Origin of the sequence: Streptomyces sp. NPDC051677 (assembly GCF_044453465.1) — a bacterium.
In the GTDB taxonomy this organism is placed as follows: domain Bacteria; phylum Actinomycetota; class Actinomycetes; order Streptomycetales; family Streptomycetaceae; genus Streptomyces.
Genome location: NZ_JBITCT010000066.1, coordinates 22,011 through 41,076, shown reverse-complemented (window position 1 = coordinate 41,076; position 19,066 = coordinate 22,011). Strand labels below are relative to the sequence as shown.

The window sequence follows — 19,066 nt, the reverse complement described above, 5'->3', positions numbered from 1 at the left end:
CGGGCAGAACCCGCCCGTGACGGCCAACTGCCCGCTACACTCCCACCGCTCGACGTTTCCCCAGGTCAAGCCACGAAGTACTGCTGGAGTACTAGTTGACCCGGTTGGTGAAGCTTCTCGAAGACGACCGAAAGCCGGACAAGAACGTGACCCTCTCGGAGGCGGACCGCGCTGTAGCCCTGGCTGAGGCAGACGAAATCTGGAAAGCCTTGAATACTACGGACGACGCCGGCGCAGTCACGAAACTGATAACGGAGAATTCCGAAGCCTATAACTCGGTGAAATCTGCAGGAGAGCGCATGTGGTGGGCGCCGTCAATGAAATCAATAACGGGTGCAGAATTCGACCCGAACCCGCGTGGTGTGCCGCGCCTGCGGGGCGAGCTGAAGCTTCCCAAGCTGATGAATGGCGCGGGTGCCCTCGGCGACCTGTTGTTCATCTGGGAGGGGGTGAAGTCCATTATGGGTGGTGACCAGGCGTGTGACGTTACGGGAACCTGTCCTGTGCCGGACTACAGCTAGTATGTAACCGCAAAGGCGGAAGTGTGCATCGGGGTAGAATCCTCGATGCGCACTTCCGTGCTGCGCTTCTCGAAGGGACGTTACTCAGTGGTAGAGATCTTGGGAAATATGGACCCAGAAGGTCGGCCCATCACGGATTCCGCTCTGGTCCGGAAAATGTTGTGGGAGTACTTCCCGGAGCAGAGGGATGCAGTACTCGCGCTGGAGGAAGAAGAGCAGGAGTATGCGACCCCGGGCGATTACGGACCGGTGGAGGTGGGTGCGTACACACTCGCCAGCGAGGTCTTCGTGCAAGGGGTCCTGACTCCACTTCTGGCGTCGGAGCCTGCTCTGGACGGGGAATTGGCGCAGCGGTGCGCGTACTTCTTGGAGCGCCTCCTGGGCAGCGGACGTGACTCCATCCACGAAATGGTAAGCATCAGGATCACCGACCATCTGCTGGGATACCCGGAAAACTGGAAAAAGTTCCGGACGTATGCAGGCGACCTGCTACTCGGCGAGGTTAGGGAACGGCAACGTTATTACAAGGGCCCTACTGAAGGGGGAGATGGGCAAGGGGAAGATGGAGATGACCGAAGTGCCGGCTGACCTCAGTCTGGCCTAGGGGGGAAGATTCTTTATTCCTGCAGAGTCTGTGTATAACGTCTATGTGCCCTCCGGTGATTTCGAGCGCGTCACTATTGGCGGATGCAATCTAATCGTATTCGGATTCACTGGAGCTCTTGGAAGTCTGTTGCTTGATCTGTCCTCTGGGTGCGTGATGGAGAAAGTTGAGGGCGACTCTAGTCTGAGTCTCGTAAATACCTCGCTTGATTCATTTAATCGTTGCCTGGCGGCGTTCTCGGCAAAATTTCCACTCGCCGAGATTGAAGATGCAGATGAGGCTGAGGAAAGGGATAACAGGGTTGCCCGTGAGGTTGAAGAAGAAATCTGTCGGATCGATAGGCAGGTGTACGCTGAAAGCAGCTTCTGGTATGAAGTGAGATGGAGTGTCGCGATCGGGAACTTCAGAGACTGATAGGTGTCGGCGGGAGGTGGGAGGCCCTGACGGCCTCGTGTGTGGTTGGCGGTTAGGCGGGCCCCAGGTGGTCTCCGCGACGAGGACGTTCAAGCATGGACCGCCACCGACGACGGTTTTGAGCAGCAGGTCTATGGTGGTGTGAAGTGAGGCACGGTCGGGTGCAAGCGTACTATCGGCGCGAGCATGGGGATAACCCGGTTTTGCTGCAAAGCGCAAGTGATGTTGACGCTTTGATCGACGAGCTCCTTTTGAGCCGACCATCGGAAAACTTGGCCGCGCTGCACAGCTTGGAACGTCCGCTCATGCCGGCAGGGGTTCCTGACCACGAGTTGCTGGCTGGCGCTGACGGAGACCTTCAGGTCGGAGTCCTCGGCTTCATGGACGACGGAAATTTTGTTTCGCTCGATTCTGCGAAGGGACGAGGAGAGATCTCCTACTCCATCATGGGAAACGCAACTGAATTTTCGAATTGCTCGGAAATCCCTATTACTCTTGTGCGACAGGCTGTTAAGGAGTTCCTGTCCTCCCGTGGGCAGCGTCCAACGTGTGTTCAATGGCAAGAGTCAGAGTCGTGGTGATTTGCTCTGTCTCGTATGCGCGGCACTACAAGTGCTGCGCCGCGCATACGGTCCCCCTTGGGAGCTTGCCGGCCCCCGGCCTCGGGGCCCTCGCCGTCCCGACCGTCTTCGTGTAGGCGATTTTAGGAACAGTCGTAACGACATGTTGTTTTGCCCTTCGCGCTCGACGTGGCCTCCGGCGGTGGTGTCTTCGAAGCCCGCGACAAGCAGCTCACTTACTCTTCCGGTACGTCGCTGGTTGTGGGCCGGGCGAGGAGCGGACCCCAGGGGAAGACCTGTGCGTAAGTCCTTGCCCTTCACACCGAACCGCACGTCGCCGATATCGGCGGGAACGAGCTGGATTTCCAACCCGAGGTGATGGGCGACGAGTTCATAGACGCCTATGCCGAGCTGCGCGACGCGCAGAAAGCGAAGGGCGTCGACCTCGACAACCTCGCTGACGCCGACCCGAAGGACGTCCGCCGCACTGCCCGCGCGCTGCGCCTGTTCCTCGTCCGGCAGATGCTCGACGAGTCGGTGGACCTCTTTCTGCTGCCGAACGTAGTCAAGGGCGACGAGACGCTGAAGACATTCCATGATCTCGACCAGGCCGAGGAGCACGTCGCCCAACACGAGGGCACCCGCGTGGTCGACGCGCTTCCCCTGCCCACCCGCGTGATCGTGGAGCTTCTGGAATGGGTGGTCGAGCTGCACACCTGGCCGCTGAGGCGGATGCTGAACGCCGCCGAGGCGTCCATGGACATGGCGGCTGAGGACGACGCCGAGCGGCAGCGGAACCGTGCCCAGCCGTACGACCCGCCGAAGGATGCCGCCGCCAGGCCTCCGACGGTGCGCAGCCACGCAGCGCCGCCCGCATGGGCCCGAGCCAGGTCCGCGCCCCCGAGTGTTGTCGCCGAGCAACTTGGCGTCACGGCGGAGAAGATGCTCTTCCGGCTGACCCTGACCGTAGTGGAAGGCGGGGGATAACGCGTCGGAGGCCACAGGGCCGAAAGAGCTCTGAGCCTCGTGCACTGACCCGGCGTAGCCTCCGGAGCGCCGTGCGTTGGAAGGGGAATCCGCTGCGCGCGAGTTCGATTCCAGTCCTGAGCTGGCGCGATCGTCCTCTGTCTCTTCAGCGCGATCCTGTCGGGCCTCATTGAGGCCGCAAGGACAGGAACAGAGTGACAAGGGCTGAGGAGCATCCACATGGATAACCCGATCTGACCTGCGAAAACGTCAAGGATGAGCGTTGATCGGCAAGAACCGCCAAGATCCTCAAAGGACTCATAATCCGTCGGCCGTGGGTTCGAGTCCCACCCGCCCCACCATGCACGCCTGTGACCTGCGGAAACGTCTCATCAGGGGACGGATTCAGGGCGTTGGTCCACGGGGCTGAATCCGCTGCTCGTGAGTGCGACATCGTTGGCAGTACTGACAGTTCGAATCTCGCTGACCTGCGTGTATGTTCCGGCCCGCGGACGTCGATCCCGTCGTGCGTGGGCTCTCGGGACCGGTTGGGTGCCGGATTCTGGACGCTGGCTGGACGCAGGGGAACGGAAGTGGTTTTCCGCAGTTGCTGCGTCGGTGACGCCCGGGGGCGGGCAGGCGTCGTGGCTGGCGGCTGAGGCCTGTGTTCCCGGGATCACAGAGCCGCCACTGTGGCCGACCCAAGTGAGGGGAAACTGCCCGTACTGAATACGGCCCAGGAAAGTCCTCGATGAGTCGCGTCGAGGTTCAGGCCAGGGGCGCGAAGTACGGCCGGTTACTGGTCGGTATCGAACCGGTGGTAGCGACCTCCATGAGCCGCCGTGACCAGCGCATTCGATACCGGACCCTCAACAGCGCAGGTCAACCGCAATGCCGACATGCCTTGCCGACGCGGTGACGATAACCGGTAGCTCCAGCGGGGCCTCTGTAGGCGGGTTTCTACCGATGGACCAGGGCCTGTCCGATCGGCGGGGAGTGAACACCGGACAGGCCCTGGAGTATGTGAGCGCGCTGGGCGCGCGGGGGAGGTTCGGCCGGGATGCTTCCTTCGCCGTTCCTCAGCTTCGGTTCAGCAGGACAGTGGTGTCCGGTGGCAGCATCCCGTCCTTGTCCAGTGGTCCTGAGGCGAGGAGGGAGACGGCGCTGTGGGGGAGAGGGATCGGCTGGTCGGAGAGGTTGATCGCGCACAGCAGGCTGTTGCCGCGTTCGAACAGGAGGGTGTCGGGCGGGCTGTCCAGCCAGTGGAACTGTTCGCCGCGCAGGTGGGGGTTGGTGCGGCGCAGGTGCAAGGCGGAGCGGTAGAGCTGGAGCATGGACGTGCGGTCGGCCTGTTTGGCTTCGGCGGTGTAGGACTTCCAGCCGTCGGGCTGGGGCAGCCAGGGCGTGGCGGACACTGACGTGCTGAAGCCGTAGGGCGGAGTGTCGCCGGTCCAGGGGAGGGGGACGCGGCAGCCGTCGCGGCCTCGGATCGTGTGGCCGGAGCGTTCCCAGATGGGGTCCTGGAGGGAGGACTCGGGGAGGTCTTCGACCTCGTACAGGCCGAGTTCCTCGCCCTGGTAGATGTACGCGCCGCCGGGCAGGGCCAGCATCAGCAGGGTGGCCGCCCGGGCTCGGCGGGTGCCGAGGGTGAGGTCGGTGGGGTGGCCCTGGTCGCGCATCGGGGTGACGCCGGTGTGGGCGCGGCCGTAGCGGGTGACGTGGCGGGTCTCGTCGTGGTTGGAGAGGACCCAGGTGGCGGGGGCGCCGACCTTCGCCAGATCGGTGATCGTGCGGTCGATCACCTCTCTCAACTTGTCTGCTTCCAGAACGCATTTGAGGAAGTCGAAGTTGAAGGCGGTGTGGAGTTCGCCGGGGCGGAGGTAGGCGGCGAGGCGGCCGGGGCGGACGTGGGCCTCGGCGACGAAGACGCGGGGCTCGGGGTAGCTGTCGGCGATGGCGCGCCAGGTGCGGAAGATGTCGTGGACGCCGTCGCGGTCCCAGTGCGGGTGGTTCTCCTGGTCCTCGCCGGCGATGACGGAGAACTCCGGCAGGCCGAGGTCCGGGAGGGCCGGGTCCTTGACCATGCCGTGGGCGACGTCGATACGGAAGCCGTCGACGCCCAGGTCGAACCAGAAACGCAGGACCGACTCGAACTCGGCCCGGACCTCGCTGTTGTCCCAGTTGAGGTCGGGCTGTTCGGGGGCGAAGAGGTGGAGGTACCACTGGCCGTCCGGTGTGCGGGTCCAGGCGGGGCCGCCGAAGGCCGCGTGCCAGTCGTTGGGCGGCTCTGTGCCGTCCGCTCCCTTCCCCTCGCGGAAGATGAACCGCTCCCGTGCCGGGGAGCCGGCCGTTGCCGCCAACGCCTCCTGAAACCAGGGGTGCTGGTCGGAGGCGTGGTTGGGGACGATGTCGAGGATCACCCGCAGGCCCAGCTCATGTGCCTCGGTGATCAGCTTCCGGGCCTGGTCGAGGGTGCCGTAGGTGGGATGGATGTCGCGGTAGTCGGAGACGTCGTAGCCGCCGTCGGCCAGCGGGGACGGATACCAGGGGTTGATCCAGATTGCGTCCACGCCGAGGTAGGCGAGGTACTGCAGGCGGGAGCGGAGGCCGGAGATGTCGCCGGTTCCGTCGCCGTCACCGTCGGCGAAGCTGCGTATGTACACCTGGTAGATGACCGCGGAGCGCCACCAGGAATCGTTCGCGGCGTCGTGTGTGACGTCGTTGGGGGTCAGGTTGCTCATGGGGCTCGGTCCTGTCGGAGTACGCAGACGCGGGTGCTGACGGTGATCACTGGAGGCGTGGGCCTGGCTAGCCCTTGGTCGCGCCGGAGGTGCCGCCGCGGACGAAGTGCCGCTGGAAGGCGAAGAACACCAGGGCCACGGGGATGGTCATGAGCAGGGTCGCCGCGAGCTTGAGCGGGTACTGGTTGCCCGAGCCGAGCTGGCCGGAGACGAGGGAGGCGACCCCGGTGGTGAGGGTGTTCAGGTCCGGGCTCTGGCGGGACACGATGAAGTGGCCCAGTTCGTTCCATGATCCCTGGAACGACAGGATGGTCAGGGTGAGAAGTGCGGGCCGGGCCATGGGCAGCACGATGGACCAGAAAGTCCTGAAGGTGCTTGCGCCGTCGATGCGGGCCGCTTCCTCGACGCTGACGGGGATCGACTCGAAGAACTGCTTCATGATGAACACGCCGGCGGCGTCGGCGAGAAGCGGGACGATCATGCCCGCGTAGGAGTCGTAGATCCCGATCTGGTTGAGGACGAGGAATTTCGGGATGAGCAGGACGACGCCGGGCACGGCCATGACCGCGATGACGGCGGCGAACAGTGCGCCCCGGCCGGGGAAGCGCAGCCGGGCCAGTGCGTATCCGGCGAGGGAGTCGAAGAAGACGCGGCCTGCGGTGACGAGGACTGCGACGACGACGGAGTTCGCGAACCAGCGCGGGTAGTCCGCTTCGGCGAGCCGGCTGAAGGCGGCGGTCGTGAAGTGCTGCGGCCACAGCGACAGCGGGTTGTTGGTGGCGTCCGCATCGGTTTTGAAGCTCGTCGCGACCTGGATGAGGAACGGGTAGATGTACAGCATCGCGACGACGACGAGGGCCGTGTAGCCGAGCGCGCGGGTGAGGCCGCCTCGCCGTGTGCGGTTGCCTTTCCCACGGGTCGCGTGCGGGCCGGCTGCGGTGTCTGTGTCTGTGTCGGCAAGCTTGGGATGTGTGCTCATCGCGTGCCTCTGTGGACGTCGGGGATGGCTGCTGGGGTGGTGGGCGCGGTCGCGTCGGTTCCTGGTTGTCGCCAGGGGGCCGTTGCGGGGGTGCGGGGCATCAGACGGTCCCGGTGGTCGGGCCGGATCCGGAGCGGGCGGCTTTTGCCGCGCGCCGGGTGGCGGCCCTGGCACGGGCCTCGTCCTTGTCGCGCAGCACGAACCGCTGCAGCAGCGTCATCGCGACGATGATCGCGAAGAGGATGAAGGCGATGGCGCTGCCCTGTCCCCACTCGTTGTCGGTGAACGAGGACTGGTAGGAGAGGAACGCGGGGGTGAGTGTCGTCTTCGCCGGTGCGCCCTTGCTCATGACGTAGATCTGGTCGAAGACCTGCCAGGTGCCGATGAGTCCGAGGGTCAGGACGAGGAAGAGGGTCGGCTTGAGCATGGGCAGCGTGACGTGGCGGAACCGCTGCCAGCGCCCGGTGCCGTCGATCTCGGCGGCTTCCTCGACCTCGACGGGGATGTCCTGGAGTGCGGCGAGGAACATGAGCATGAACGTGCCCGCCGTCGTCCACACGACCAGGGTGATGATCGCGCACATGGCCACACTGGGACCGGAGACCCAGTCCCACAGGGACAGGCCGCCGACGGTGGTGTCGGCGAGTGCGGAGGGCGGCGAGTCGGTGTTCACGCCGAGTGCGCCGAGGGCGAGATGGATGACGCCGCGGGGATCGGCGAACCAGGACGGTCCGTCGACTCCGATCTTCGCCAGCAGAGAGTTGACCACGCCGCTGGAGGAGAAGATGAACAGGAAGACGACCGAGATCGCGACCGAGCTCGTCACCGACGGGAAGTAGTACGCGGTGCGGAAGAAGCCCTTGCCTTTGAGGCGTCTGCCGTTGACCAGGAGAGCCAGGCCCAGGGCGAGCGCGGTCTGCAACGGAACCACGAACAGGACGTAGTAGGCGTTGTTGCGCAGGCTTGTCATGAAGTCGCTCTGCGCCAGGCCGGGTTTGGTGACGATCTGCTCGTAGTTCTGTGCGCCGGCGAAGTGCACGCCTGACGAGAAGGGGCTGCCCTGGCCCTTCCAGTCGGACAGGCTCACCCAGAGCGCCATGACGATGGGCACGACCAGGAAGAGCCCGAGCACGACGATGACGGGTGAGACGAACAGCCAGCCGGCGAGCCCTTCCCGGCCTCGGATACCGCCGCGGGGGGCCCGGGTGCGGCGGCCTCCACCGGCCGCGTCGGCGCCGTGCGGACCGGTTGGTTTGCGCGGACTGTGCGGTGCGGAGGATGAGGCGGGGGCTGTTGCGGTGCCTGCTGTCCGGGCCGGGGCCGGGCCGCTGCCCGGGCCCTTGGCGGGCCCGGGATTCGGTTCACTCATCGCAGGTTCACTCTCGTTCTACTCGTGTCCGGACGTCCGGGTTACTGGCCCACGACCGCCTGAGCGTTCGTCTGGAGCCGCTTGAGGATCTCTTCCGGGTCGGCCCCCGGCAGTGACTGAAGGCCGGTGTCGAAGTCGGCGAGCACCTGGTCGATCTTCGCGACGTTCACCGGGGCCTGGGCATACGCGGCGCCGTCGATGAATGCCTTGTCCTGCGGGAACTGGGCGACGTAGTCGGCCTGAGCGGACTGCCGTGAGGGCATCACGCCGATCGCCTTGGCGAAGGTCAGCTGGTTGTCCTTGGCGGTCATGGCCTTGACGAAGTCGATGGCGGCGGCCTTGTGCTTGCTCTTCGCCGCGATGCCCCAGCACTGGGTGAAGGCGAGCGTGCCCTTCTTGCCCGTAGGGCCGGCGGGCAGCGGGACCGTCTTGTACTTGACGTCCGGGTAGTCGCTCTTCATGGCGCCGGCGATCCAGTTGCCCTCGATCGTCATGGCGGCCTTCTGCTTGCCGAAGGCTTCGCCCGGCCAGCCGGAGTCGAGCTGCTTGGGGTACTTGGCCGTTCCGTCGGCGAGCAGCGACTGGACGAACTTCAGGGCCTTGAGGTTCTCGGGCGAGTCCGCGGTGACCTTGGTGGCGTCCTTGTTCGTCACCCATCCGCCGGCCTCGACCATGAAGGCACCGATCCGGTCGCGGGTGTCGCCGAGGGCGAGGCCGACCTGCTTGCCCGTGGTCAGCTTCTTCGCCACGGACGCCAGCTGTGGCCAGGTGGTGGGGATGTCGGCGTCGGTCAGGCCGGCCTTCGACCATGCCGTGGTGTTGATCTGCAGGCCGAGCGTGGAGAAGTCCTTGGGGACGCAGTAGAGCTTGCCGTCGTAGGTGAAGGCTTGGCGCAGAGCGGGGTAGAAGTCGTCCTTGCCCGGGAAGCTGTCGCCGTAGGGTTCGAGGCTGCCCGCGCTCGCGTACGTGGCGAAGCGGGCGGCGTCGACGTAGAAGACGTCCGGCGGGTTGTTCGAGGCGAAGCCCTGGCCGAGCTGCTGGCCGATGTCCTGCGCCTGGGTGACGGTCGCCTTGTTGCCGGACTTCGCCGCCCATGCGGTGGAGGCGTCCGTGACGGCCTTCGTCTCGGCGTCGCCGCTGGAGGCGATGAGGACCTTGATCGAGGCGGGGCCGGACGACGCCTGACTGTCCGTCTTGTCGGTGTCGTCGAACCCGCTGCCACCACAGGCCGTCAGGCTGAGCGACAGCAGCGCGATACCGCCAACTGCCCAGCGCGTACGCTGACTTCTCATGATAAATCTCCTTGCGCAGGCCGACCTGATGAGCCGGTGGTAGAAGGGGCCGCGTCCCGTCCGCCGCACTGCGGCCGTCAGCGGGATCGCGGGGGTTGGCCGAGGGGCTGTCGGAGCCGCTCGGCGGGGTGAATGGGGTGCGGGTGCCGCGGGGCGGCTCAGCCGCTGGCGCGGACGACGAGCCGGGGCGGCAGCAGGATCGGGGTGGGCGGGACAGCCGGTGGTTCGGGAGTCGCCAGCAGTTCCTGGAGCATTCGCAGGCAGGCGGCGGCGGCCTCGTCGTAGGGCTGCGCCACGCTGCTCAGGCCGACGACCGCCGCAGTCGGGGAGTCGTCGAAACCGACCACCGCGACATCGGCCCCGGGCCGCAGCCCCCGCGCGGTGATCTCGGTCCAGGCCCCCAGCGCCAGCGAGTCGCTCGCGCAGACGATCGCCGTCGGCGGACTGGGCAGGTCGAGCATCGCCGCGGCGGCCGTGCGGCCGGTATCGAGCCCGTCAGGGACGCCAACGTCGTAACCGGTTGGGACGTCGATCCCCGACACGGCAAGCAGCGCGGACCAGCCGCTGCGTCGGTCGTCGCCGACCTCTGATCCATTGGGTCCTTCCGGCCAGCCGAGGAACGCGATCCGCTGGTGGCCGCTGTCGATGAGGTGCCGGGTCGCGGCAAGGGTCCCTTGCGCGCCGTCGACATCGACCCAGCCATGCCGCTCGGTGGCCTCGGGGTCAGCCCCCCAGGGCCGACCGAAGGTCACGAATGGCACCTTGCGCTCGCTGAGCCATGCCGTCCGGCGGTCGCCGGCGTGTGTGGCGTGCAGGACGAAGGCGTCGAGGTCGTGGTCATCGAGCAACTGCTCGTACAGAGAGCACTCGTGATCGTCGTCGCTGGCCGTGAACACCACGATCCGGTAGCCGGCCTCCTGGGTCCGGGCGGTCAGCGACTGCAGGAACTGGGCGAGAATGGCGCCGTTGACGCCGTCGCGCACCGGCTCGATGCGGGCGCCGATCAGACGTGAACGCCGGGTCCGCAGCGTCCGGGAAGCCTGATTCGGGCGGTAGTTGAGCTCCTTGATGGCGGCCTGCACGCGGGCCAGGGTCTCCGGCCGGACCCGGTGCGGCGCGTTGATGACGTTGGACACGGTCTGTGTCGACACGGAGGCATGCCGCGCCACGCTTTCGAGTGTTACTCGCGCCATCGCGAAGCCACCTCCATCAGTCCACTGCGCCGCAGCGTATCCGCCGTTGTGGCGTCGCAGTGTGTTGCCGTCCACTTCGATTTGAACGTTAAATTTAGCGTTCCAATCGGTTACTGTGACGATCGCTGCCCGGCCTGTCAATAGTCGGCGTAGTCACAAACCGCCCCCCACCACCGCCCACGAGACACGAGGGCACCGGACGGAGCTTCCATGACTTCACCCCAGCGGCAGCCGCTCCTGCACGATCTCGCGGTCACCCTCTCCGCCCCGACCGTGATGCTGTCCCGGCCGGACGGTGACCTCGACGCAGCCGCTCCCGGGGCCGGCGTACACGGGCTCTTCCACGCCGACATACGGGCGCTGAGTCTGCTGCGCGTGACGCTGCGCCCCGACCACGCACCGTCCGGCGAGCACGCGGGGAAGGCGCCTCCCGCCGGCGGCGGGGACCGTGAGAATGAAGGAGAGGCCGGGGCCACGGGCGAGGACTGGCTCCCAGCTGTCGCGGTCATGAACGCGACGGACGGACCCGGCCGCAGCCGCTTCGTCGGCCTGGTCCAGGCACTCGGTGACGCCATCCCGGACCCGACCGTCCGCGTCGACCGACAGCGCACCGTCACGCCCGGCCGGCTCGCCGAACAGCTGACCGTCCGCTCCACCGCGACGACCCCGGTGCATCTCGCCGTCCGCGTCGAGATCGCAGGAGACCTCGTGACGCTGGAACACACCAAGGCGGGTCTGCCGCCCCGCTCTCCTGCCGAGCCGACAGGCGAACTGCTTTCTGGCGCAGGCGTGTTGCGCTGGGGCGACCAGGCAGTCGCCGTCACCGTCAGCGCCCCCGGCGCGACACCCGACGCCGAGCGTTCCACCCTGACCTGGACCCTCAACCTCAAGCCCGGCGAGAACGTCGACCTGCACCTGGCCGTCGAGGTCTCCGACACGGCCGCGGTCGTCACGGCCGCCGACCTCAAGCCCACCTGGCAGCGCCCGGAAGTCACCGCCGACGACCGCCGGCTGCCCGCCCTCGTCGGGCAGAGCCTTGACGACCTCCACTCACTGCGCATGGCCACGGCCGAATCACCCGGCGACACCTTCCTCGCCGCGGGCATCCCCTGGTTCTTCACCCTCTTCGGCCGCGACAGCCTGTGGGCCGCACGCATGCTCCTGCCCCTGGGCACCGACCTCGCCCTGGGCACCCTGCGCACCCTGGCCGCCCGGCAGGGCACCCGCACCCATCCGGCGGCCGAGGAAGAACCCGGCAAGATCCTCCACGAGGTCCGGCGCGCACTCTTCGACGACGGCCAGGGCCTGCGCCTGCCACCCGTCTACTACGGCACGGTCGACGCGACCCCCCTGTGGATCTGCCTGCTTCACGACGCCTGGCGCTGGGGCCTGCCCGCCGCCGACATCGAACCGCTGCTGCCCGCGCTCAAAGCGGCGCTCGGCTGGATCGACACCGCCGCCCAGGCCGGAGACGGGTTCCTGTCCTACATCGACCGCACCGGCACCGGACTGGCCAACCAGGGCTGGAAGGACTCCGGGGACGCCGCCCGGTACGCCGACGGCCGCCTCGCCGAAGCACCCCTCGCCCTCGCCGAGGTACAGGGCTACGCCTACGAGGCGGCCCTCGCCGGGGCCGCACTGCTCGACGCGTTCGCCCTGCCCGACGGTGAACGCTGGCGTACCTTCGCGTCCGGCCTCGCCGACCGGTTCCGCGCCCGGTTCTGGGTCTCCGACCAGCAAGGTCCCTACCCGGCCATGGCACTTGACGGCTCGGGCCGCCCTGTGGACTCCGTGACGAGCAACATGGGCCACCTCCTGGCCACCGGCATACTCAACGCCGACGAGAGCGCCGCCGTCGCCGCACGGCTCGCAGCCCCCGACATGTCCGACGCCTACGGGCTGCGCACGATGTCGTCCCGGTCCGGCGGCTTCGGCCCGCTGCGCTACCACTGCGGCACCGTCTGGCCGCACGACACCGCCATCGCCGTCACCGGCCTCGCCCGCACCGGGCACCCCGAAGCCGCAGCCCGGCTCATCGAGGGCATCCTCGCCGCAGCACCGGCCTTCGCCTACCGGCTGCCGGAACTGTGGGGCGGCGACGCCCGCACCGACACCCCCGCCCCCGTCCCCTACCCGGCCGCCTGCCGGCCACAGGCCTGGTCGGCCGCAGCAGCCATCGCCCTCATGAGCGCACTGACCGGATTGGATCCGGACGTTCCCGCAGGACGCCTGCGCCTTCGCCCGACAGGCCCACTCCCGGTCGGAGCCCTCACCGTCACAGGACTCACCCTCGCGGGAGAGCGGCTCGACGTCACCATCGGCACCGACGGCCGCATCGCATCGGTTACGGCGCCCCCGGGACTGATCGTGGAGGAACACACGGTGCCGCGATCCTGAGGATCATGCCAGTCGGCCGGTGCCATGACCGGTTCGCCGGAACCGCGGCGACTCGTTGGCGGCCCTGTCGCCAACGGTGTATCCCAGTTGCTCAGCCTGAGCAGCGAGGATCCACGCAATTCGGGCTGGGCAACCGAGGGCAACGTCACCAGGCCCGTCAGCAATGGCAAGCGGGCGCGGTTCGTCGCACTGGCAGACCCCGCGGGAACGACTGCCTGATCGACGGAATCGTCGCTTCGTCCGCCCTGGTTCGCAGCCGCTCGGCCATCGGCCGCGACCACTCGATCTCTGTGACAGGGACTCAGCGCCCGGCGAGCGGGACGGGTACGAACGGCAGGGAGATGCTGTGACTGCTGGGAGACCGCAAGGGCCCCATCCGGTGGAGGCGCCCGAGTCGCTTCGGGGCTTCGGGCGCTGGCAGCACCAAGGTGAGGCGGGCAGCCGGTGGCTGGCAGCCCTGCCTGACACCGTCGGCGAGTGGTGCGACCGGTGGAGCCTGGAGGTCGACGGTCGGCCCATGCACGGCTACAACAGCCTCGTTGTGCCCGTCCGGCGGGACAGCGAGCCGCTGGCGCTGAAGGTGACCTGGCCCGACCGTCAACTGGAGGAGCAGGTACTGGCGCTGCGCCTGTGGGACGGCCACGGCGCGGTCCGGCTCGTCGACGCCGACACCGCGGTCGGCGTCCTGCTGATGCGGCGGCTGAACCACAGCCGCGCGCTGAGGGAGGTCCCGCTAGAGGAAGCGGTCCCCGTGATCGGGTCACTCCTGCGGCGCCTGGCCGTCGAACCGCCCGCCGGTCTGCGCAGCACCGGCGCCATCGCCGCGCAGCACCGGAAGGAGCTCGCCGGCCACTGGGAAGACCTCGGCCGTCCGATGTCCCGGCGCACCCTCGACCGCGGGCTGGAACTGGCCGCGGAACTGTCCAGCGACGCATACTCCGTCCTGGTCAACAGCGACCTGCACTACGAGCAGGTTCTGCGCACCCGGGACGGGGACTGGGCAGTCGTAGACCCGCTGATCGTCAGCGGCGTTCTCGAATTCCAGGTGGGCCCGCTGCTGTGGAGCCGGTTCGACGAACTCGGCTCGTCACGCGTCGAGTGGTGCATCGACACGCTGGCCGACACCGCGGACCGCGACCGCGACCGCGCGCGCAAGCGGGCGCTTCTGCGAGCCGTCGAGTACAGGCTCTGGGGTCTGAAAGCCGACTTCACCGAGGACCCCGTGCGATGCCAACGCATCGTGGAGGTTCTCATGTGACGGCCCTGTTCTCGTACAGCTACTACTGACCGACTGTGACCAGCACGCAACCCGCGCCCAGTGATCGACCGTGACTGACACCTCCGCAGGAGACCCCGCCGTGAGCGCCAGCCAGGAACGTTCCTTGCCCACCGCCGAGCGGGCGGTGCCCGACCTCGACCTTGCGCGCCGGCTCGTCCGCGAGCAGTTCCCCCAGTGGGCCGAGCTGTCGCTTCGCACGGTGGAGCCGCAAGGCTGGGACAACCGCACATTCCGCCTTGGCTCCGACCTCTCGGTCCGGATCCCCAGCGCGCCGGGTTACGACGCCCAGGTCGAGAAGGAGCACCGCTGGCTGCCGGTGCTCGCCGAGATGCTGCCTCTGCCGATCCCGAAGCCGGTCGCCAAGGGCGCGCCGGGCCCGCTGTTCGACGGTCCGTGGTCGGTCTACGGCTGGCACCCCGGTCAGACGCTGAACCGCGCCGGTGCCGGGGAAGCCGATCTGGCCGCCGTCGCGGTGGGCCTGGGCGAGTTCCTGACGGCCCTGCGCGCCGCGCCGGCACGGGACGCTCCACAGCCGGGGACGCACAACGGCTCGCGTGGCGCCGAATTCACGGTGTACGCCGACGAGGCCATCCCGGCTCTCGCCGGACTCGCGCCCGCGATGCGGGAGGTGGGCGAGCGGTGCGTCCGCCGCGCCACGGAGTCTTCGTGGACCGACGCACCGGTGTGGCTGCACGGCGACATCGCGCCCGGAAACCTGTTGCTGAGCGAGGGACGGCTCTCGGCGGTCATCGACTTCGGCTGCGCCGCCGTCGGGGACCCCGCCTGCGACCTGGTGGCCGCGTGGACGACGTTCGACCGCGAGACGCGTCCGCTGTTCGTCCGCGCGGCCGGTCTGGACCAGGACACCTGGCACCGCGCCCAGGGCTGGGCGGCTTGGAAGGCCGCGATCACCCTCGCCGGGGTGGACAGCACGCCGGAGGCACGGTCGCTGGCGGAGCAGACCCTCGCTGAGCTGGCCGAGAATTTCGCGCAGGAAGCCTGAATGGGGGGCAGGGATCCGGCCACCTGCACCAGGGGCCCCGCCGCCTCCAGCGAGCGGCGGAGCTTGGGGCCGTGCTCGGGGTCGGCGACTGCGTCCAGCGAGGCGGAGGACCGGGCCGACGGACTGCCGCGCATCACCGGGCCTGGTCGAAAAGCCGAAACCCGCCGACGCCCCCTCCGCCTTTGCTGTGACCGGCGGCTATGCCGTCACCCCCGGTATGACCGAGGAGCTGGCGCGAGCAGCCGCCGCTTGTACGAGCGCCTCGAAGGCGCGATCGACCTGACCGAGCCATCAACGCCGACGCCGCCGACCGCACTATGTGCCTCGCCGAACGCACGGGCGGCGAGGCGGCGCGGCACGGAGGACAGCTGCGGCTACCAAGCCGCCGCCTCGATCACTCGTACCGCGATGTCCTGGACCGTCAGGCCGTCGGTCGGGATACGGACCGTGCCGGCCGGAGCCTTCTCGTCCAGTTCCTGTGCCGCCCGCAGGCTCCGCTCGATGTGCGCGGTGAGCTGCGAGCCGATCTCACGTTGAGCGAGCCGTTCCCGCACGGTGGCCTCCTCAGCCGTGAGCAGAACGCAGGTGGATCTGATCTCATCTCCGCCCATGGCCCGGATGATCACCGGCTCTTCCAGGACGCTCACCGTGTTCGTGTAGATGAGGCGACGCTGGCCGAGAGCGGCGTAGTTCGACCAGACTGCCGCGGTGTTCCGTTCCGTGATCGCCGCCCGGTGAGGGTCGTCGTCCGGGGCTGGATGGATCTGGTCCATGTAGTCGCCCTCGATCAGGCAGTGCGCCGTTCCCCTCCCTTGCAGCACCGCGGATATCTCCCATCCGACGGTCGTCTTGCCGACGCCCGCCCCACCACCGATGAGCAGCAATTCGTAAGCGGTCATGGCGGGTCAGCCTGGCAGAGCCGGAACTGTCTCGTCGACGGTATTTCTCTGCGCGCGGCTGGTCATATGTGGTGTCGTAGCAGGCGCGAGGCATCGACGAAGCGGGGTGGCGGGTTGCCGGGCGACGGATGTGTTTTCTGCTCGATCGCGCGAGGCGAGGCTGAAGCGAGCGTCGTTTTCGAGGACGACTGGGTCATCGCGTTCATGGACCTCCAACCGGTGACCCCGGGGCACCTGCTCGTCGTTCCGAAGTCACATGCGCAAGGGCTGGAGGATTTGCAGGAGGACATCGGCGTACGGGTCTGGACGGTGGCGCATCGCCTCGGACGCGCTCTACGGTTGTCCGGTCTGCGGTGCGAGGGAGTCAATCTCTTTCTGGCCGATGGCGAGGCGGCCTTCCAGGAGGTCTTCCATGTGCACCTTCATGTCTTCCCCCGGTTCAAAGGGGATCCGTTCCGTATCGAGGCGGACTGGAGCGTGCACGAGCGTCGTCTGCTCGACGAGACGGCGGTGGCGGTGCGCCGAGGAATCACTGCTCTGTAAGGGGTGACATCACTTCGTCGACTCCAGAATGCGGTCGAGCGTCCGCCGCCCCATCCTGCTCATTGTCGGATTGCTCTCGACGTAGTACCACACAAGACCCATTGCCTGGAGGAAAGCCCATGCCTTTCCCCGCTCCCACTCCAGGTCGTCGCAGCCCAGGGTCCGTCGCATCACATCACGCGGTCCCCGCCGCAGCAGGTGCCATGCGCTGACCAGGTCCAGCGCGGGGTCGGCCGGGCCGAAGCCGCCGGCGTCGAGTACGCCGATGAGCCGGTCGCCGTCGACCAGAACGTTGCCCGGAATCAAGTCGCAGTGGCTCATCACGTCGTCGCCTCCCCCGGCGTATCGCCGCTCGCGTCCTGCACGCTCGTCCTCACGCCCGGAACCAGCCATGGGCGTCGATGCGTTCACGGATGCACGCGGCCATCTCGGAGGATTCTTCGGGACTCATTCGGGGACTCATAGGCAAACGCCGTTCTCCGCCGTCAGCACGTGGAACCCGGCCAGAGTAGGCCACCTGTCGAGGAGGGGCCGCGTAGTCCTCGTCCTCGAAAACCGTGTCATGCTCGTGGTCTGGTCGGCGTTCAACTCGGCGACGCGCGACTGCCCGCCGCCCGACACCGTGCCCTCACCGTTCCGTTTCTTCACCCCATCTCGTTCTCCCTGCCGACGACCAGGTCCACTGGGTGCCACGTGTGGTGTATGGGATCCGATCCACCCTGCTGCGGCAAATCTCGTTTACGGGCGGACGCTGCGGAGGTTAACGTCGCGAACGTGTTGAACCCCCTGGCCAGTCAGAACTTGATCGTCGTCGGCTCCGGCATTGTCGGCGCATCGGTGGCCTATCACGCCGCCAGAGCGGGTGCCACCGTGACGTTGGTCGACGCCGGGCGGCCAGGCGCCGGCGTGACGGCGGATTCGTTCGCTTGGGTCGGAGCTTCTGGCGTGCGGGAAGGTCCGGCCGCCAGGTTGCGGGCCACCGCAACGGCGGAGTACCACCGGCTCGGGGCCGAGTTGCCGGGACTCCCGGTGACCTGGTCCGGCTCGCTGAGCTGGAACAGGCAGGACAGCGCGCCGGACGCCGGGCCCGGGCAGACGATCGTGGACGCGGCTACTGTGGCGAAGCTCGAGCCCGCTCTTCGGCAGCCTCCGGAGTGGGCTGTCTGGGCGCCGGGTGACGGCGCTGTCGACTCGGTGGGCGTGACCGAGCGGCTGGTCGAGGGCGCTCGTACCCACGGAGCCCAGGTGCATCTGGACACGCCGGTTACCGCGGTCCGCCGGGACACGGCGGGCCGGATCGCCGGGGTAGAAACGGCAGCAGGGCCCCTCTCCGGTTCGACGGTGGTACTGGCGGCCGGAGTTGCTACGGCCGCGCTGGGTGCATCGCTCGGCATGCGCGTCCCGGTCGAACCGTCGCCGTGCCCGCTGTTCCGGCTCTGCGCCCCAGATGGTCTGGTCCGCACAGTGGTCAACACCGAGGACTTCGATCTTCGGCAGGTCGCCGCGGACCGGCTGATCGCCGCCGCGGACTCGCCCGAACGGGCCCTTGCCGCCGTCCGGTCCACTTTCCATGGCGCCGGGAGCGTCGAACTGCTCAACACCCGACTCGGAGTGCGCCCGATGCCGGCCGACGGTGAGCCGATCGTTGGCCCAGTCGCCGAGGTCCCCGGCCTCTACTTGGCAGTGATGCACTCGGCGGTCACGCTCGCCGCGGCCGTGGGACGCCTGGTCGCACGGGAGTTGGTCGACGGAACCGTTGAGTCAGCTCTGTCAGGATGCTGCCCCGATCGCTTCTGACGATCCCGATGCGGGTGAGCGACTCTGACGAACGGTCCTGGCCGCGCAAGATCAAAAGGAGCGGCACGGGGGTCGCGAAGTGCCGATTCCTTTCGCAGAACTTGTTCTCACTCAAGGGCCGGTGCTGGACACTTCTGAGAAGCGTTTGTACCAGCGTCGAGGGCATGACGGTCCTCGAGAGGCCTTCCCGAGCGACGCCGCAGAGGCTCTGCCCCGAGCATGGGGCAGAGCCTCCGCCTGGTGGAAGGTAAATCCGCTGCTCTCGGTTTTTGAGTGCCTCTCCCAGCTGGGAGGACGCCCGCTGTGGCAGCGAGACTTTGGCCATCCGGGACGCGTTCTGGACGCTGGTTGGACACAAGGATCGGAATGGACTGACAAGGGCAGAGGAAGAGTGGGGCGCCAAACCGCGCCTGACCTGGGAAAACGGCCAAGATGAGCATGGATCGGCAGGGGCCGCCAAGATCCCCAATGGACTCATAATCCGTCGGCCGTGGGTTCGAGTCCCACCC

Annotated in this window: 16 protein-coding genes and 1 pseudogene; 10 read left to right on the top strand and 7 right to left on the bottom strand. The window is 67.6% G+C overall.

Going from position 1 to position 19,066, the window contains the following annotated elements; all coding sequences use genetic code 11:
• The first annotated feature begins 95 nt into the window (after nucleotides 1–95).
• The 5 genes from ACIBAF_RS43820 (at nucleotide 96) to ACIBAF_RS43800 (ending at nucleotide 3,086) form a co-directional block, all read left to right on the top strand.
• Nucleotides 96–521, top strand: a complete 426-nt coding sequence (locus ACIBAF_RS43820) for a hypothetical protein (RefSeq protein ID WP_399471476.1) — start codon at nucleotides 96–98, stop codon at nucleotides 519–521.
• A gap of 45 nt (nucleotides 522–566) precedes the next feature.
• Entirely contained in the window at nucleotides 567–1,109 is a 543-nt protein-coding gene (locus tag ACIBAF_RS43815) for a hypothetical protein (protein WP_399471474.1), read from the top strand.
• Nucleotides 1,110–1,155: 46 nt separating this feature from the next.
• Nucleotides 1,156–1,539, top strand: coding sequence for an SUKH-4 family immunity protein (locus tag ACIBAF_RS43810; RefSeq protein WP_399471472.1), 384 nt, complete (start codon nucleotides 1,156–1,158; stop codon nucleotides 1,537–1,539).
• 161 nt (nucleotides 1,540–1,700) lie between these two features.
• Nucleotides 1,701–2,120 (top strand): Imm1 family immunity protein, encoded by a 420-nt coding sequence (locus ACIBAF_RS43805; protein ID WP_399471470.1) that lies wholly within the window; start codon nucleotides 1,701–1,703, stop codon nucleotides 2,118–2,120.
• Between the two features lie 357 nt (nucleotides 2,121–2,477).
• Nucleotides 2,478–3,086, top strand: a complete 609-nt coding sequence (locus tag ACIBAF_RS43800; RefSeq protein WP_399471468.1) for a hypothetical protein — start codon at nucleotides 2,478–2,480, stop codon at nucleotides 3,084–3,086.
• A gap of 1,058 nt (nucleotides 3,087–4,144) precedes the next feature.
• On the opposite strand, the gene ACIBAF_RS43795 is transcribed toward ACIBAF_RS43800, so the two are convergent.
• From ACIBAF_RS43795 to ACIBAF_RS43775, 5 genes are all read right to left on the bottom strand, one after another.
• Nucleotides 4,145–5,806 carry a glycoside hydrolase family 13 protein gene (locus ACIBAF_RS43795; RefSeq protein ID WP_399471466.1) on the bottom strand — a complete coding sequence of 554 codons (1,662 nt, stop codon included), beginning with the start codon at nucleotides 5,804–5,806 and terminating at the stop codon, nucleotides 4,145–4,147.
• 67 nt (nucleotides 5,807–5,873) lie between these two features.
• Entirely contained in the window at nucleotides 5,874–6,785 is a 912-nt protein-coding gene (locus tag ACIBAF_RS43790) for a carbohydrate ABC transporter permease (RefSeq protein WP_399471464.1), read from the bottom strand.
• A 100-nt stretch (nucleotides 6,786–6,885) separates the two neighbouring features.
• Nucleotides 6,886–8,154 (bottom strand): ABC transporter permease subunit, encoded by a 1,269-nt coding sequence (locus ACIBAF_RS43785; RefSeq protein ID WP_399471462.1) that lies wholly within the window; start codon nucleotides 8,152–8,154, stop codon nucleotides 6,886–6,888.
• Between the two features lie 41 nt (nucleotides 8,155–8,195).
• Nucleotides 8,196–9,446 carry an extracellular solute-binding protein gene (locus ACIBAF_RS43780; RefSeq protein WP_399471460.1) on the bottom strand — a complete coding sequence of 417 codons (1,251 nt, stop codon included), beginning with the start codon at nucleotides 9,444–9,446 and terminating at the stop codon, nucleotides 8,196–8,198.
• A gap of 158 nt (nucleotides 9,447–9,604) precedes the next feature.
• Nucleotides 9,605–10,639, bottom strand: a complete 1,035-nt coding sequence (locus ACIBAF_RS43775; RefSeq protein ID WP_399471458.1) for a LacI family DNA-binding transcriptional regulator — start codon at nucleotides 10,637–10,639, stop codon at nucleotides 9,605–9,607.
• A gap of 210 nt (nucleotides 10,640–10,849) precedes the next feature.
• On the opposite strand from ACIBAF_RS43775, the gene ACIBAF_RS43770 reads away from it, so the two are divergent.
• From ACIBAF_RS43770 to ACIBAF_RS43760, 3 genes are all read left to right on the top strand, one after another.
• Nucleotides 10,850–13,036 (top strand): glycogen debranching N-terminal domain-containing protein, encoded by a 2,187-nt coding sequence (locus ACIBAF_RS43770; protein ID WP_399471456.1) that lies wholly within the window; start codon nucleotides 10,850–10,852, stop codon nucleotides 13,034–13,036.
• A 346-nt stretch (nucleotides 13,037–13,382) separates the two neighbouring features.
• Nucleotides 13,383–14,294, top strand: a complete 912-nt coding sequence (locus tag ACIBAF_RS43765) for an aminoglycoside phosphotransferase family protein (RefSeq protein ID WP_399471454.1) — start codon at nucleotides 13,383–13,385, stop codon at nucleotides 14,292–14,294.
• A 100-nt stretch (nucleotides 14,295–14,394) separates the two neighbouring features.
• Nucleotides 14,395–15,318, top strand: coding sequence for an aminoglycoside phosphotransferase family protein (locus tag ACIBAF_RS43760; protein ID WP_399471452.1), 924 nt, complete (start codon nucleotides 14,395–14,397; stop codon nucleotides 15,316–15,318).
• 374 nt (nucleotides 15,319–15,692) lie between these two features.
• Here ACIBAF_RS43760 and ACIBAF_RS43755 read toward each other — a convergent pair whose 3' ends face one another.
• Nucleotides 15,693–16,217 carry a hypothetical protein gene (locus ACIBAF_RS43755; protein ID WP_399471449.1) on the bottom strand — a complete coding sequence of 175 codons (525 nt, stop codon included), beginning with the start codon at nucleotides 16,215–16,217 and terminating at the stop codon, nucleotides 15,693–15,695.
• A 114-nt stretch (nucleotides 16,218–16,331) separates the two neighbouring features.
• Here ACIBAF_RS43755 and ACIBAF_RS43750 point away from each other — a divergent pair, with 114 nt between their 5' ends.
• Nucleotides 16,332–16,760 (top strand): HIT family protein, encoded by a 429-nt coding sequence (locus tag ACIBAF_RS43750; RefSeq protein ID WP_399471447.1) that lies wholly within the window; start codon nucleotides 16,332–16,334, stop codon nucleotides 16,758–16,760.
• A gap of 9 nt (nucleotides 16,761–16,769) precedes the next feature.
• On the opposite strand, the pseudogene ACIBAF_RS43745 reads toward ACIBAF_RS43750, so the two are convergent.
• Nucleotides 16,770–17,093: pseudogene (locus ACIBAF_RS43745) on the bottom strand (phosphotransferase); the annotation flags it as partial.
• A gap of 441 nt (nucleotides 17,094–17,534) precedes the next feature.
• Between ACIBAF_RS43745 and ACIBAF_RS43740 the strand changes: the two are divergent.
• Nucleotides 17,535–18,557 (top strand): NAD(P)/FAD-dependent oxidoreductase, encoded by a 1,023-nt coding sequence (locus ACIBAF_RS43740; protein ID WP_399471445.1) that lies wholly within the window; start codon nucleotides 17,535–17,537, stop codon nucleotides 18,555–18,557.
• Nucleotides 18,558–19,066: the final 509 nt, after the last annotated feature.